This window comes from Oceaniferula flava, from assembly GCF_016811075.1.
Taxonomy (GTDB): Bacteria; Verrucomicrobiota; Verrucomicrobiia; order Verrucomicrobiales; family Akkermansiaceae; genus Oceaniferula; species Oceaniferula flava.
The window spans coordinates 147,139-162,987 of the sequence record NZ_JAFBGL010000008.1; the positions used below are offsets into that span (position 1 = coordinate 147,139).

The following is a 15,849-nucleotide window of genomic DNA, read 5'->3' on the forward strand; positions in this document are numbered from 1 at the left end:
CCGAACACTTTCCCACACCATGTCACTCGATAGCAAAATTCCAGAAGGTCCCATTGAACAAAAATGGACCAAACACAAGATGGACTCCAAGCTCATCAACCCGGCGAACAAGCGGAAATACACCGTGATCGTCGTGGGCTCAGGTCTCGCCGGTGGTGCCGCCGCCGCTTCACTTGCCGAGATGGGCTACAAGGTGAAATGCTTCTGCTATCAGGATAGCCCACGCCGCGCCCACTCCATTGCTGCCCAGGGCGGTATCAACGCCGCGAAGAACTACCAGAACGATGGCGACTCCGTTTACCGTCTGTTCTATGACACCGTCAAAGGTGGCGACTTCCGCGCTCGCGAAGCCAACGTTTATCGTCTGGCCGAAGTTTCCAACAACATCATCGACCAGTGCACCGCCCAAGGCGTGCCCTTCGCCCGCGAATACGGTGGCCTGCTCGACAACCGTTCCTTCGGTGGCGCTCAGGTGTCCCGCACCTTCTACGCACGTGGCCAGACCGGCCAGCAGCTGTTGATCGGTTGCTACCAGGCACTGGAAAAGGAAATCGGCAAAGGTGGCGTCACCATGTATCCCCGCACCGAGATGATGGATGTGGTCAAGGTGGACGGACACGCCAAAGGCATCGTCGTCCGCGACATGGTCACCGGTGAGATTTCCTCCCACGCTGGAGATGCTGTCATCCTCGCCACCGGCGGATACGGCAACGTCTTCTTCCTTTCCACCAATGCCATGGGTTGCAACGTTTCCGCCGCCATGCGTGCGCACAAACGTGGCGCCTACTTCGCCAACCCCTGCTACACACAGATTCACCCCACCTGCATCCCAGTGAGTGGTGATTATCAATCGAAGCTCACCCTGATGTCCGAGTCGCTGCGAAACGACGGCCGGATCTGGGTGCCCAAGACCAAGGAGGACGCCAAGGCGATCCGCGAAGGCAAGAAGACCGCTGCTGACATCGCCGAAGAAGATCGCGATTACTACCTGGAGCGCAAATACCCATCCTTCGGAAACCTCGCACCGCGTGACGTTTCCTCCCGTGCCGCCAAGGAAGCCTGTGACGATGGTCGCGGTGTTGCTCCTACCGGACTCGGCGTATTCCTCGATTTCAAAGATGCCATCGCCCGCCTCGGCGAGGACACCATCCGCGCTCGTTACGGCAACCTTTTCCAAATGTATGAAAAGATCACCGGTGACGATCCCTACTCCACCCCAATGCAGATCTACCCAGCGGTGCACTACACCATGGGCGGACTTTGGGTCGACTACAACCTTCAGACCAGCGTCCCGGGTCTGCACTGCCTCGGCGAAGCCAACTTCTCCGATCACGGTGCCAACCGCCTGGGTGCTTCCGCACTGATGCAGGGTCTGGCCGATGGATACTTCGTCATTCCGACCACGATCGCCGTCTACCTCGCCAACGAAACTCCAGGCTCCATCACCACGGACATGGATCAATTCAAGCGCGCGGAAAGCGAAGTCAAGGATCGCATGAACGCCCTGCTCTCGGTCAATGGCAACCGCACTGTCGACAGCTTCCACCGCGAGCTCGGTCTCGTCATGTGGAACCACTGCGGCATGGCCCGCACCAAGGAGAGCCTAGAGGAAGCACTGCGCCTGATCCCACAAATCCGCGACGAGTTCTGGAAAAACGTTCGCGTGCCTGGCACCAACGACAGCCTGAACTCCGAGCTCGAGAAAGCCTGCCGCGTCGCCGACTTCCTCGAATTCGCCGAAACCATGTGCTACGACGCCCTGCAGCGCGAAGAGTCCTGCGGCGGTCACTTCCGTCTGGAATACCAGTTCACCGAAGACTCACCGGAGGTCAAGGAAGGCAAAACCCAGCCAGGTGAAGCCCAGCGCCGCGATGAGGAGTTCGCCTACGTCGCCGCTTGGGAATTCAATGGAGTGGGTAAAGAGCCGACCCTGCACCGTGAAGACCTCAACTTCGAGAACATCCACCTCGCCATCCGTAGCTACGCCTAGTGATTCAGCCGCCATCTGGCAGCTTCTACCCTATTTCCCAATTCCAATTTCCTAATTCCGATTACCATGTTAAATCTGAAACTCAAAGTCTGGCGTCAGAATAATGCTAACGATGAAGGTGTCATCGAAACCTACGACGCCCACGACATCCCCGAGTCTGCTTCCTTCTTGGAAATGTTGGACATCGTGAACGAGCGCATCCTCAACGACGGCGGCAACCCGATCCACTTCGACCACGACTGTCGCGAAGGTATCTGCGGTCAGTGCTCACTGACTATCAACGGCATCCCTCACTCGAAAGAGCGCGGCATCACCGCCTGTCAGCTGCACATGCGCAAATTCAAAGACGGCGAGACCATCTGGATCGAACCGTTCCGCGCCAAGGCATTCCCGCTTCTGCGTGACTTGATTGTCGATCGCTCCGCCTTTGACCGTATCATCGCCGCTGGCGGTTATGTCTCCGTCCGCACCGGCTCTGCCCAGGATGCGAACAACCTTCCTGTGGCCAAAACCAAAGCGGACGCAGCGATGGACGCAGCAGCTTGCATCGGTTGTGGTGCTTGTGTCGCGGCCTGTAAGAATGCCAGCGCCATGCTCTTCGTATCCGCCAAGGCAGCGCACCTCAATTTGCTGCCACAAGGTGCACCCGAGAAGAACAAACGCGTGCTCGGCATGGTCCGTCAAATGGACAGTGAAGGCTTCGGCAACTGCACCAACCAGTATGAGTGCGAAGCCGTTTGTCCGAAAGAAATCAGCGTTGATAACATCGCTCGCTTGAACCGCGACTACGCCATTGCCATCGCTGACGAAGCAGCGGTCTAACATTCTCACTGACATCGCAGCTCCGCTTTATGGAGCTGCGGTCAGTTTCTCTCTTTTATTTTTCCACATGAATGCCCTCTGGCAGGCCATTCATCGGTTGAGGTCTGCTCAATGTTGAGGACCTCCAATTGCGCAGCATAAATTCGATTGCTTCGATCACTTGCTCATCAACAATTGGCGCATCGAAGCTACGCGTTAACTGACCTTCGCGATAAATACGAATCGCAGGAAGATTGCGAATTTTCAAACGATCCAGCAACGCTCGGTTCTCATTGCCCTGAACCTTAGCGAGCAACACCTTGGCCGGCAGTTCACTCAGCTTCTGGTCCAAACCTACCGACTGGGATTTCCCCACGGAGGTCAGGTCCTTCACAAAGTAAGCGACCACCAGCCGACCTGGCTCTTGGACGACATCATCGTAGCTATCTTCATCCACAATTCGTGTTTCCACGTGATTGCCTCGAAAAATCAAGCGGTCTAAACCGTTGATCACTACGGTCACTGATCGTAGTGTCTTTTTCCTGATGTCCTCCGAACTCACCAAGGCCACGGCAAACGCGATGAGAACGAGATAGATGATTTTTTTCATTCCCTGTGATGTGTGGTTTGGCGAGCGAAACAAACGAAACGACTCACGCTAGACACTGATATTAAATAACATCCGCATAATCACAAGAACCGAATCACTCACTGCACTCAGGTGCATATCAGCTCCTTTAGGGAATCTCCCACAGCCCAATCAAGTCCGGCTTTTACCCCATTTCGCTTGATTATAGGGGCAGCTTGTGCCATTTCCGCGCCCACATGGCCGACAAACAATTTCAGTCCCTGCCCGGATTCCGGGATTTCACGCCACGCGATTGTGCGGTGCGCAATTATTTGTTTTCTGTATGGCGCGATGTGGCGCATCGCTACGGCTTCAGTGAATACGAAGCTCCCATCGTGGAATCGACCGATCTGTATCTGAAAAAATCCGGCGGCGAACTGACCACCCAGCTGTTCCGCTTCGAGGACCAAGGCGGTCGCGACATCACCCTGCGCCCCGAGCTGACCGCCTCTCTTGCAAGGATCGTTGGTGCCAACCAGCGCGACTTCCCCAAGCCGCTGAAGTGGTTCGAAATCGGCCCCTGTTTCCGTTATGAGAAACCGCAAAAAGGACGCGGCCGCGAATTCATCCAGTTCAATGCCGACATTCTCGGCGAAGGGTCAGCTAGCGCCGATGCCGAACTGATTGCCATGGCCATCGATACCATGCTCAGCCTCGGCTTCCGCGAAGGCGACTTTGTCATCCGGGCGTCCGACCGCGAAAGCTGGTTGTTCTTCTGTGAGACGCACCAGATTTCCGATCCGGCCGCTTTCCTTCCCATCATCGATCGCCTCGAGAAGCTCAAGCCTGAAGCCGTCGATGCGCAGCTGGAGCCTTTCGGTGTCACGCGTAAACAGGTGGACGCCTTCATCAACGATCCGGAAAATGCCTCCCCGGCCTTCCGTGAGATCCAAAACAACTTGGAAGCCCGCGGCCTTGGTAAATACCTTGAGCTTGATCTCACCATCGTGCGTGGCCTCGCCTACTACACTGGCGCCGTTTTCGAAATCTTCGACACCCACAAATCTATGCGTGCCGTCGCTGGCGGTGGTCGCTACGACGGACTCCTCTCTACCCTCTCCAACGGCTCGGCCGATCTCCCGGCCACCGGCTTTGCCATGGGCGACATGGTGATCCGCAACTTCATCGAGGAGACCCCCAACGCGCTGCTGGAAATGGAAGCCTGGATGGCTCGCAACCCAGCCTGTGATGTCTACGTGGTCATTGCCGATGAGAGCAAACGCAACGAAGCCCTAGGCATCATCGCCAAGCTGCGCACCGCCGGGATCTCGGTCGATTTCGGAATGTCACAGCTCAACGTTGGCAAACAATTCAAAAAAGCCCAACAATCCGGCGCCCGCTTCGCCCTCGTCATCGGAGCCGAATACCCGGAGATGCAGCTGAAGATCCTCAGCTCCCGCACCGAAGCCACCATTCACCCCAACACCGACATCGTCGAAGCTATCCAAGACCACCTCAATTCCCCCGACGGTCCACTGATCGCGTAGCGGTCACACCAACAATTCTGAAACATTCTGTCTAAAAAAAATCATGCGAACCCACCACTGCAACCAACTCCATCATTCTAACATCGGCGAAACTGTTACCCTCATCGGCTGGGTGAATTCGAATCGCGACCACGGTGGTGTTAGCTTTATCGACCTCCGCGACCGCGAAGGCATGACCCAATGTGTCTTCCGCCCCGAGGAAAACTCCGCGGCGGCCGAGCTGGCGAAATCGCTCCGTAGCGAGGACATGATCCAAGTCACCGGCAAGGTTGAAGAACGCCCCGAAGTGGATGGTGTTTCCACCGTCAACCCGGACATGGCCACCGGCTCTATCGAAGTGTCCGCCACCGAGCTCAACATCATCAACAAGTCCGAGGTGCTTCCTTTCCAGCTGGACAAGGAACTTTCCAACGAGGACATGCGGATGAAGTATCGTTACCTCGATCTTCGCCGCACCCGCATGACGCGCAATCTGCGCCTGCGCCACCGCATCACCAAGTCCACCCGCGACTTTCTCGACGAAGACGGTTTCTGCGAAATCGAAACCCCGATCCTTTCCAAGTCCACTCCTGAAGGTGCTCGTGATTTCCTCGTGCCATCGCGCATGCACCCCGGTAGCTTCTACGCCCTGCCCCAGGCTCCACAGCAATACAAACAGCTGCTGATGTGTGGTGGTATTGAAAAGTATTTCCAAATCGCCCGCTGCTTCCGCGATGAAGATCTGCGCGCCGATCGCCAACCGGAATTCAGCCAGATCGATATCGAATCCTCCTTCGTCAATCCCGACGACATGCACGCTCTCGTGGAAGGTCTGTTAGGGCGTGTGTTCAAGGACACACTCGATGCGGAGATCCCAGCGAGCTTCGATCGCATGACCTGGCACGATGCCATGAACACCTACGGATCTGACAAGCCGGACCGTCGTTTCGGCTACGAGCTGAAAGACCTCACCGAAGAACTGAAAGAATGTGAATTCCGCGTGTTCTCCGGAGCCGTGGCCAACGGTGGCGTGGTGAAGGCATTCAACGCCAAGGGATTTGCCGGCGCCACTCAAGGCCAGATTGAAAAGCTCACCCAAACCGCGATTGAAGCTGGCTCCAAAGGCCTGGCCTACATTCAGGTGCGCGATGAAGATCGCTCCACCTGGCGTTCACCATTCGTCAAGCGCATGACCGATGCCGAAGTGGAAGCCCTGCGCGAGAAGCTCGATATCGAACCAGGCGACCTCATCCTCTTCGGAGCCGGTGAGTGGGAAACTGTTTGCGAAGTGTTGGGCCGAATCCGTCTCTGCTGTGCCGACCTGCAAGAGGTCCTCAAAGACAACGACGAGCTCAATTTCCTCTGGGTCACTGAATTCCCACTTCTCGGCTACGACGAAGAGGAAGACAAGTGGAACGCCGTGCACCACCCCTTCACTCGCCCCATCCCCGAAGACGTGCCCAAACTGATCGAAGCCAGCAAGGCTGATCTGGAAGACGAGAGCCAGCGCTACGCCGGCCTCCGCGCCCAGGCCTACGATGTGGTGCTCAATGGTTACGAACTCGGTGGTGGATCCATCCGGATTCACGAAGCCGAGCTTCAGTCCGCCATGTTCACCGCCCTCGGTGTCACCGAGGAGGAAAAGGAAAGCATGTTCGGCCACATCCTCGAGGCCTTCAAATACGGAGCCCCACCACACGGCGGCATCGCGCTCGGTCTCGATCGTCTGGCCATGCTGGTCTGCGGTGAAAGCTCCATCCGCGAAGTGATTGCCTTCCCTAAAAATAACAAGGGCATGGATATCATGTCGGCTTCACCAGCTAAAGTTGATCCTCTCCAGCTGCGCGACCTGCGCATCCAGAGCACGGTGAAGGAGAAAACTCCGGAAAGCGTCTAACACGCCGCACTTTCAATTCAAATCAACCCATGGTCACGCTCTGCGTTTCCATGGGTTTTTTGTTGGGCTTCCCAAAAAATTGACACTCGTTTTAAAGCCCTTCTTTCCCCAACGGGGAATCTTACTAGCGATGATTCGCTACGGTTGGCGGCACAACATTTCCAGACGCCTGAACTTGGAGTGCTTCAGGGTGTTTTTGATAGAAACCACGCACAGCCTGGGCGAGATCCAGGCGAGCCTCGTTGGTGACTTCCCCGTTGTCAGGAATGGCATCGACAATGGCCTGTAACAACCCCTTTTGCACCTCTGGGACTTTCTCAACCCACGATTGCAACAGCGGCTTATTCACTCTGGATGGAAGAGAGCCCATGATTCCGAGGTCGTTCTGGTCATGAACTAACAGACCGGAGGTTGTGCCCCGGTCAAGGGTGAGCACCTGGAGCAAGTAAAGCGAGTGATAGGCGAGCTGAGTTTCGCGGTCGGCATCGCTGAAACCCTCGTTCAATCGTTTCCCTAACAGCTCAACATAGCGTTGGATGACGGCGTAACCAAAACGAGTGGCCATTTCCAGATCCTGTTCGGCATTTCCAGTCTGATATTGCTCAAGGTAAAAATGCACAACACCACGATGGCGGCCCAATGCTGGGATGTAGAAATACTTATCGCCCTGCGCGAGGCCTTCTTCCAATTGCTCGGGAGCCGACTGTTCAAAAGCATCGCGGAAAGCTGCGGTGTCTTCGTCCTTAGCGATGGCAGGGTTCAAGTCCGCCATGACCCGCCAGTATCCTCCGCTACCTTTCATCTCGGTCCAGCTGATGTGGATGTGCACCGATGGAGCCTGAGGGTTCTGCGGATGGATGATGGTGGAGATCGCCGTGGCTGATGCCAATTTTTTACTCGGATCGTCTTCGTAGTGGATGTGGGAAACATTGACCGAGGCCCGATTGAAAACTGCATTGTCGGCGCAGCCATAGCGTGAGCCTCCACCGTGCTTTCCTCCATCGCGCTGCCATTCGACTAATTCGAACTCCACGGGAGTTCCTGCGTCTTGGCAACATTGTGTGAGACCCTCGACAAAGGAGGTCTGAAGTCCGGTGACGAGTTCGTAGGCTTGCTGGGCAGATGCGATCGGTTTCATGCCTGCGACGATAGTCTCCCGCCGGCTTTCAAGCAACGCATTACCCGCTCATCGCTGCGCAGATTGTATCGTCTCCAGATCAAGGCTCATCCTGACCGACATTGATGAGAATTTCGCGCGGCTTGGCTCCTTCTCCTGGTCCGATGATGCCACGCTCTTCGAGGATGTCCATCATCCGGGCGGCGCGGGTGTAGCCGAGTCGGAGTCGGCGCTGCAGCAGTGATGTGCTGGCCTTTTTCTCCTGACGAATCACCTCCATGCACTTCTGCACGATCTCCTCGTCGGCGTCCGAAACGTCGTTGGCTTCGTCGCCGCCAGAGCCTCCTTTTTCGATACTCTCCTGCACGGTTTTCTCGAACACCTGCTCCACCTGGTTGGAGCAGAATTTGACGAGGTCCTCGACTTCCTCATCGGAAATAAAGGCCCCCTGAGCACGCTCGAGTTTGGCGGATCCGGGTGGCAGATAGAGCATATCTCCTTTACCGACGAGTTTATCCGCACCTGAGACATCGAGGATGACCCGGCTATCGAGCTTCGAGGACACCTGGAAAGCAATCCGGCTTGGGATATTTGCCTTAATGATCCCGGTGACCACATCCGCACGCGGTGTCTGAGTGGCAACAATCAGGTGAATCCCAGCCGCACGCGCCTTCTGGGCGATACGGGCAATATTCATCTCCATGTCCGCAGGAGCGGTCTGCATGAGGTCGGCCAGCTCATCAATAATCACCACGATGTATGGAATGCGATCGGGGATCTCCTCCTCTTCGTCATCGTCATCATCGGAGCCGTCCATAGCAGGTGGCCCGAGCTCTCCGTCGGTCAGGGCACGGGCGATGGAATCGATGTGCTCCGGATCATACTCCTCTTCAGCTTCCGGCTCGGCGCCTTCCACCTCTTCCGGTTCTTCCGGCTCTTCTTTTTCAGGCAGCTCACGGGAGTTAAAGCTATCGAAGTTCCGCACGCCACACTCGGCAAACATGCGGTAGCGGCGTTCCATTTCATTGACCACCCAGCGCAGGGCGGCAATGACTTTGTTAGGATCGGTCACCACCGGCACGGCAAGGTGCGGCAGTGAGTTATACATCTGCATTTCCACCACTTTGGGGTCGACCATGATGAAGCGCAGCTCGTTCGGGCTGAACTTGAACAGGATACTGGAAATGATGGAGTTGATACACACCGACTTACCAGAGCCGGTGGCACCAGCCACTAACAGGTGGGGCATGGCGGCGAGGTCGCCGATGACGGTGTTACCGTAGACATCCTTACCCAGAGCCAGAGGAATCTTCTTCTTGGCGCTGGCGAAGGCGGGATCGGAAAGCAGTTCGTGCAGCGGCACGGCGACCTTTTCGTTGTTAGCAATTTCAATCCCCACGGTGTCGGAACCAGGAACGGGAGCGAGGATGTTGATGCTTTCCGCCTTGGTGGCACGTGCCAAATCGGCCTCTAACTGAGTGATACGGCTGACACGCAAACCGAGACTTGGATAGACCTCGTAACGCGTGATGGTCGGGCCACGGGTGATATTTCCGGCAGTGACCTCCACGCCAAAGGCATTGAGGGTATCGATGATGGTTTTCTGAATGGCAACTAACTCATCGGTATCGGCTTCCTTCTCCGGCTCTTCGTGCTCGGGGATATTGAGCAAATCGAAACCCGGGAGTTCGTAGTTCTCATACTCGTCGGTGCTAAGATCGACTGTCTCCTCACGCTTCTTCTGGAAGGGCTTGGCATTGGGGTCGGCATTGGGCTTACGGCGCAGTGAGGAATCGATGATTTGCGGTTTGGGCACCTCCTTGAGCGGGAGCTGGGCTTGGGGGTCCGCAGGTTCTTCGATCTCCTCCGGCTTGGTCTTTGCCTTTTTCGCAGCAGGCTTCTTGCGGGCCGGTGCGGGGTCCGCTGGTTTGGGGTCGGAGGCGACTGTGCTTGGGGACGGGCCACTCGCCAGACGGTTGTCGCGTTCCAGTCTGCGACGCTCGCGTGCAGATGCCTTCTCTGCCTCAGCGAGCTGACGCTCCTTGCGTTGCTGAATCCAGTTTTTCACATAACTATATGCCGCCTTACTGAAAGCGACAGGATGAAGTCCGGTGAGTAGAATGAGGCTCACGAGATAGACACATAGCAGGACCAGAATGGCACCCGGTTTATTCAGCAATGCCTCCAGGCATTTTGTTCCCAGTCCGTATCCTGCGTAGCCACCGGCACCAATCAAACCATTGGCATCGGCCCAGTTCTGCAGCATGAGATTCTGAACACCCATGAGAGCGGCGGCACTGAGGACGAAGACACCGCAACCGATCCAGGTGCGCACGGACGGTCGGGCATCGAATGCCAGCTTGGCCACACCTAGCCAAATCATGGTCAAGGGTAACAAATAGGCTGCCGATCCGAAGGTGATTAAAAATACATAGCCCAAGAACGCCCCCACCGGGCCGATCCAGTTGACGCTGCCCGCTTCAGGGGTGGCATCACCGCCGATGAATGGCAGATGCACCAGATCCGCCGGGGAGTAGGAAACCAAGGAAAGAAGGAGTAAGATACCTCCGCCGCATAATAAAATTCCTAACACCTCATTGGGCCAGGGTTGGCGGTCTTTTTTCTGGTTCTTCAGTTTGTTTTTTGGGGAGGCCATCGCGATGTAATAATGCCGGCAAGGCTGTTGAGCCATCCATCTGACCTTTGGGAAATCAGGTGGCTCGCTGACTATAAGGCTGGCAGCGAATCGACTCTATGCCGTGAGAATCCCCCATTCTACGGGCTCTGGCAAGATAAATAACGCTAAATGGATAATCAAGAAATCTTAAGTATTTGGCGATTTTGCCTTTGGCGATTGCCCTCATACCGATTACAGAAAGTCATGCGCTTGTTACTCGTCTTTCTCAAAGAACCCCTGCCCGGAAAAGTCAAAACGCGTCTCGCCCAAGACGTCGGTCACGAAGAGGCCGCCCGATACTATCGGGCTTTGGTGGAAGTGCTCTTGAAACAACTTCAGGGGCTGGAGAAATGTCGGATCCGCTTTTGCTACGCACCCGACGACGCCAACGATGCGATTCGTTTCTGGCTGCTCCCACTGATGAACGGCAGCAGCGGCGAGGAAGAAGGAGTCTACCTCTCCCCCACTGCCCTCGGTGAAAAATACCGCCAGGAAATCGACTTCCGACCCCAGGGTGAAGGTGACTTGGGTGAGCGCATGGCCAGAGCTTTTGACGATGGCTTCGCCGATGGTTATCAGCATATTTCCATCATTGGCACTGATTGCCCCGACTGTGGGGCCCGCTGGATCAATGCCGGTTTTTCCCGCATGGCGAGCCCCCAACGTGACGGCATCATCGGACCCAGCACCGACGGAGGCTACTACCTGCTAGGCCTAAAGTCCCCATGCCCAGAACTTTTCCAAAACATCCCATGGAGTCAGGCCGATGTGCTCGCCAAAACGCTCGTAGCGGCTGGCGACACGAACCTAACACTGGAACAACTTCCGCCACTCACTGACATCGATCATATTGACGACTGGAACCGAGCCATGGCAGGTCCACTGGGAGCGTCCTTGAAAAAAGCGCTGGGTGAGGAACTCGATGAAACGATCTAACGAGAAGCTGCTCAGACTCAGAGCAAACCTGACCGGTAACCTTTCGCCACTGCCGAAGGAGCATTCTGAACCTCGAGTTTTTGATAGATGTGTTTGATGTGATACGCCACGGTGGTCACGCTGATACCCAACTGTTCAGCGATCTCCTTTTTCACCAAACCATCGCCTAACAGAGCTAAAATTTCCAACTCTCGCCCCGACAGTTCCTTTTTCGGTTCCTCATCGGGCTGCCGTTGTTGCATCGTTTTGAGAATAAACTTGGCCACGCTGGGGTCCAGCGATGCGCCCCCGCCGGCTACAATCTGGATTCCTTCGATCACCTGCTTGGCCGTTGAGGACTTCAGCAAATACCCGGATGCTCCCAGTGCAATGGCATCGAGAACATCCTGCTCCTGATCCGATTGAGTGAGGATGATGACATTCGCCTCCGGAAGGTATTTCTTAAACCATGGGATTGCCTCGATCCCCGACATGCCCGGCAAATTCAGATCGAGCAGAATCACATCGGGTGTCTTCTGCGGACCCACACATTGAATCTCACGCAGGGCAATTTCCGCCGTGCCGAACTGCTTGAGCAATTCGACCTGATCAGCAGCTTGAATCGTGCGACTGATCACCTCGCGGTAACCTGCATGATCTTCAACGAGCAGGACTTGGATAGGAGTATTCATGAATCGAGTGGGATGAATTTAGCAGGGATCAAGGAGGGAAAAAGACGGTAGCGAGACAGCTTGAGCTCCAGGGTGATGTTTGTTCCATTTTCCGAGCAACTCATCGACCTGACTTTACCACCTAACAATCTCGCGCGCCGTTTTAATGACGACGGAACCTCGCCGTCCAGCCCCAGACCATTGTCGGAGATCGATAAGACAAGCGACTTCGGCCCCACGCTCAACCGGGTCTCTACGCGTGTGGCTCCGGAATGGCGGATAATATTGGTCAGGCATTCCTTGTAAAACAGGAAGATGTAGATGCGCTGCCGGGCTTTCAGTTTGTGCAAATTTTCTTCACCTTCGACCGACCATTGATGATCCAGATCCGCCAACAAACTCTCGGCCGAGCGCTCCATTTCCTGAACAAGATCCTCGCAGAGACCACGGGATTCAAGCCGCTGGCTCCAACTCCGGATGGTGCTGCCACTGCGCTCGGTGTAGACTCTTGATCGATCTAACAATTCGATAAGTTCCTCGCGCGTTTCCGCCTCCCGGGCCAGATCTCCCAGCAGTCCGATGGTGTGGATGTTCGCTCCCAGCTCATCATGCAAGTCCGCCGCAAAACGCTCACGCATCTGGTTCACCTGCCGTAGTCGCACATTGCGGGAGATCAAGATCGACGCCCCGACGCCAGCCGCCAACAAGGCGGCAAGCCAACTCATCAGCTGCAGATTGCTTTTCTGGCGCGCGTAACGTTGATTCAGTGCCGCGACAACTAATGGCCTCTCTTTTTCTAACATATGGCGTCGAGCCAGTTGGCCCATCCACTGTTTGACGGGCAAAATATGACCATACAAGTTCCTCCCGTCTGTCAGAGCTGCCAGCGTGCGGTTCTTTGGAACAAGCTTCCTGGGGTCCTGCTCCTGAGCCTGGACGGGTCGACCCAAAGCGACATTATTCCCCTGGGAAATCACCTCGATTTCGGCGAATCCGAAGCGCGCATTGCTCTCGGCGCTCGGGCTGCTGATCCGCAGGTAACGGCACCCCTTTTCCGCCACCGCCCACATCATGACCGGACCGATGTCGGTGAAGCCTTTGAGCGACGCATCGATCAAGGTGACCGCATCGGAGAAGTCGGGCTGCGTTGCCCCCTCGATGAGTAACATATTCGGCACCCCCACTCGTCCCGCATACGCTTGTGGCACAGTCGCACTCTGATCCACGGCGTGAAGGTGGATGGCCGAAATCGGATACACCGCCCCGAGATCGAGAGAAAAGCTACGGTGTTTGGTCACCGATCCAATATAGGCCAAGCTGGGTTCTCCATGAGCGGCGTCCATCAGGTAGGGCATGTGACCATCGACGAGGAAACGGATGTCCCAGGCATGCACCAGGTCGCGCGGATGCACCGAAGACGCACTAACAGGTCGCTGCAGGGCGACATTTCGATCACCACTGAACACCATGAGCTCCGAGAGCTGGAAAACGTAACGATGGTCGAAGGCCCGCTGCGAGAGTCCCGTGGCTTCGATCCGCACCCAGGTGGCGGATCTGCCATCGACCGGGATAATCAACGGGGCAATACGTGGCATCAGAGCATCGGACTCATCGTAGGACGCGATCACCACACCTTCATCCTCGTGCCCATTGCCCAGCAGCACACGAAACGACGTGGGAAATCCATCGGCCCGAAAGCCGTCCTTGGAGTCTCGCCACAGTGTGGGCACCAGCACGATTTCATCCACCGCATAAGCCCGATCCAGAGTCACCTCCACCCACTCGCCGGACTTGTCTTTGGCATGGGAGACGGAGCGAAAACCGATCCCCCCGACACCACTGCGCAGACTGTAACGCGCCAGCTGCTCCAGCTCGCCATCGATTTCCCCCAAGCGCCGCTCCAACTGCGGCAGTGAGAGTTCTGCAAGATCCGCACCCTGCGCCCAGTCCGCAGAGGAAGCCACAAGGAGCCCCAGCCAGCCAGTGAGTAGCGATCGGAAGAGAGGAAAAAAGAACACGAAAGAAAGCGGCGAAGGTGTATGATATCGTCCTCTACCTGCGTAGGGATGTCTACCCTGTAAACGAAGGGTAGACATCACCGCCCCGTTCGATAGTTTTTGGATCATCGTATATCGCAGCTATGAAATCAACTGAGTCCCCACAGCGCCACCGCCGTCTTTGTCATGGCATCAAATCTTCGTTCACGCTTTGTGCCAGCGTGCTGGTGTCATTCGGTGCCGCAAGCATTGCCGAGGCCAAACCGCTGGCCGGCACGAAACCCAACATCATCATGGTGATCACTGATGACCAGGGCATGGGTGACCTTTCCTGCATGGGCAATGAGGTGGTGCGCACTCCGGCGATCGATCGCTTTTACCAAAAATCCACCCGCTTCACCGATTTTCAAGTCAGTCCCACCTGCGCTCCCACCCGGGCGGCGATCATGAGTGGTCGAGCTCCCTTCAAAAATGGAGTCACCCACACGATCTTTCAACGTGAAAGAATGGCACTCAGCACCTTCACCCTGCCCCAAGCACTGCAAAGTGCCGGCTACCAAACGGGGATCTTTGGCAAATGGCATCTGGGTGATGAAGAGGCCTACCTGCCGGGCAACCGAGGCTTCAACGAGTCGCTCATCCACGGCGCCGGAGGCATCGGCCAAGTGACCTTGGGCGATTTCCCCCCGAACAAACAGAATGTCTACTTCGACAACGTCCTGCTGTACAACGACACCATCGTAAAGACCCAAGGTTACTGCACCGATGTGTTTTTCCAATCGGCACTCGCATGGATCAAAAAGCAGCACCAGGCCGAGCACCCCTACTTCGCCTACATCGCGCTCAATGCCCCCCATGCGCCACTGGTCGCCCCAAAAAAATACACCCAGCGATTCATCGACCTCGGATACGACCAAGGCACAGCCGGTCGCTACGGTATGATCGAGAACATCGACAGCAACTTTGCTCTGCTGATGAAAAAACTCAACGCATGGCAAGCGCTGGACAACACACTCGTTGTTTTCATGACCGACAACGGCGGCACCCACCTGAGAGGAAAACTCAACGGGCAGCGCGTGGTGCATCACAACGCGGGATTACGAGGCGGCAAGAACTCGCCTTACGAGGGAGGCACCCACGTGCCAGCCTTCTGGCAGTGGCGCGGCGTGCTTGGAGAAGGGGTTGATATCGACGGCCTCACCGCCCATATTGATCTCTACAAAACCTTCAGCGATCTCGCCGGAGCCAAGCTACCTAACGACATGCAGGCCATCGATGGAAAAACTCTGCTTCCTCTGCTCGAAGACCCGAAAGCCGAATGGCCGGATCGTGAGTTATTCTTCCACTGCGGTCGCTGGAACACGGGCCAACACGAGGCGGCGAAATACAAAAAATGCGCTGTCCGCACCCAGCGTTGGCGCCTGGTGAACCACAAGGAACTTTACGACATCGCCAACGACCCAGGCGAGACCACCGACGTCTCCGAAGCTCATCCGGAGGTGGTGCAGCGACTGAGAAAATCTTTCGACGCCTGGTGGCAGTCCACCCTTCCCCTCATGGTCAATGAAGGCCTGCCGAAAGTCCCCGCCAAAGAACAACCACTCGCCATCCGCTACCACAAACAACTTCAGGAAAAAGGCATCCCTGATTGGGCGCCCGACGCTCTCTAAATCCGTATTTCCCCAACTCA

Annotated in this window: 11 protein-coding genes; 6 read left to right on the forward strand and 5 right to left on the reverse strand. The window is 56.1% G+C overall.

The window, feature by feature from the left end; translation table 11 throughout:
• Positions 1–19: 19 nt before the first annotated feature.
• Positions 20–1,990, forward strand: coding sequence for a fumarate reductase/succinate dehydrogenase flavoprotein subunit (locus tag JO972_RS12750; RefSeq protein ID WP_309490447.1), 1,971 nt, complete (start codon positions 20–22; stop codon positions 1,988–1,990).
• A gap of 66 nt (positions 1,991–2,056) precedes the next feature.
• Positions 2,057–2,812, forward strand: coding sequence for a succinate dehydrogenase/fumarate reductase iron-sulfur subunit (locus JO972_RS12755; RefSeq protein WP_309490448.1), 756 nt, complete (start codon positions 2,057–2,059; stop codon positions 2,810–2,812).
• Between the two features lie 55 nt (positions 2,813–2,867).
• Here JO972_RS12755 and JO972_RS12760 read toward each other — a convergent pair whose 3' ends face one another.
• Positions 2,868–3,401 (reverse strand): thioredoxin domain-containing protein, encoded by a 534-nt coding sequence (locus JO972_RS12760; RefSeq protein WP_309490449.1) that lies wholly within the window; start codon positions 3,399–3,401, stop codon positions 2,868–2,870.
• A 215-nt stretch (positions 3,402–3,616) separates the two neighbouring features.
• Between JO972_RS12760 and hisS the strand changes: the two genes are divergently transcribed.
• Positions 3,617–4,906 carry a histidine--tRNA ligase gene (hisS, locus tag JO972_RS12765; protein ID WP_309490450.1) on the forward strand — a complete coding sequence of 430 codons (1,290 nt, stop codon included), beginning with the start codon at positions 3,617–3,619 and terminating at the stop codon, positions 4,904–4,906.
• Positions 4,907–4,949: 43 nt separating this feature from the next.
• Positions 4,950–6,782: an aspartate--tRNA ligase gene (aspS, locus tag JO972_RS12770; RefSeq protein ID WP_309490451.1), complete on the forward strand. Its 1,833-nt coding sequence runs from the start codon at positions 4,950–4,952 to the stop codon at positions 6,780–6,782.
• A 124-nt stretch (positions 6,783–6,906) separates the two neighbouring features.
• On the opposite strand, the gene JO972_RS12775 is transcribed toward aspS, so the two are convergent.
• Positions 6,907–7,920 (reverse strand): coproporphyrinogen III oxidase, encoded by a 1,014-nt coding sequence (locus JO972_RS12775; RefSeq protein ID WP_309490452.1) that lies wholly within the window; start codon positions 7,918–7,920, stop codon positions 6,907–6,909.
• A gap of 79 nt (positions 7,921–7,999) precedes the next feature.
• Positions 8,000–10,555 (reverse strand): FtsK/SpoIIIE family DNA translocase, encoded by a 2,556-nt coding sequence (locus tag JO972_RS12780; RefSeq protein ID WP_309490453.1) that lies wholly within the window; start codon positions 10,553–10,555, stop codon positions 8,000–8,002.
• 225 nt (positions 10,556–10,780) lie between these two features.
• Between JO972_RS12780 and JO972_RS12785 the strand changes: the two genes are divergently transcribed.
• A complete protein-coding gene (locus JO972_RS12785) occupies positions 10,781–11,512 on the forward strand; it encodes a TIGR04282 family arsenosugar biosynthesis glycosyltransferase (RefSeq protein WP_309490454.1) in 732 nt (243 codons plus the stop codon).
• A 17-nt stretch (positions 11,513–11,529) separates the two neighbouring features.
• Here the strand turns inward: JO972_RS12785 and JO972_RS12790 are convergent, their stop codons facing one another.
• Positions 11,530–12,183, reverse strand: a complete 654-nt coding sequence (locus JO972_RS12790) for a response regulator (protein ID WP_309490455.1) — start codon at positions 12,181–12,183, stop codon at positions 11,530–11,532.
• Positions 12,180–14,180 carry a sensor histidine kinase gene (locus JO972_RS12795; protein ID WP_309490457.1) on the reverse strand — a complete coding sequence of 667 codons (2,001 nt, stop codon included), beginning with the start codon at positions 14,178–14,180 and terminating at the stop codon, positions 12,180–12,182. The genes JO972_RS12790 and JO972_RS12795 overlap by 4 nt, the downstream gene beginning before the upstream one ends.
• A gap of 122 nt (positions 14,181–14,302) precedes the next feature.
• Between JO972_RS12795 and JO972_RS12800 the strand changes: the two genes are divergently transcribed.
• Positions 14,303–15,829 (forward strand): arylsulfatase, encoded by a 1,527-nt coding sequence (locus JO972_RS12800; protein ID WP_309490458.1) that lies wholly within the window; start codon positions 14,303–14,305, stop codon positions 15,827–15,829.
• Positions 15,830–15,849 lie beyond the last annotated feature (20 nt).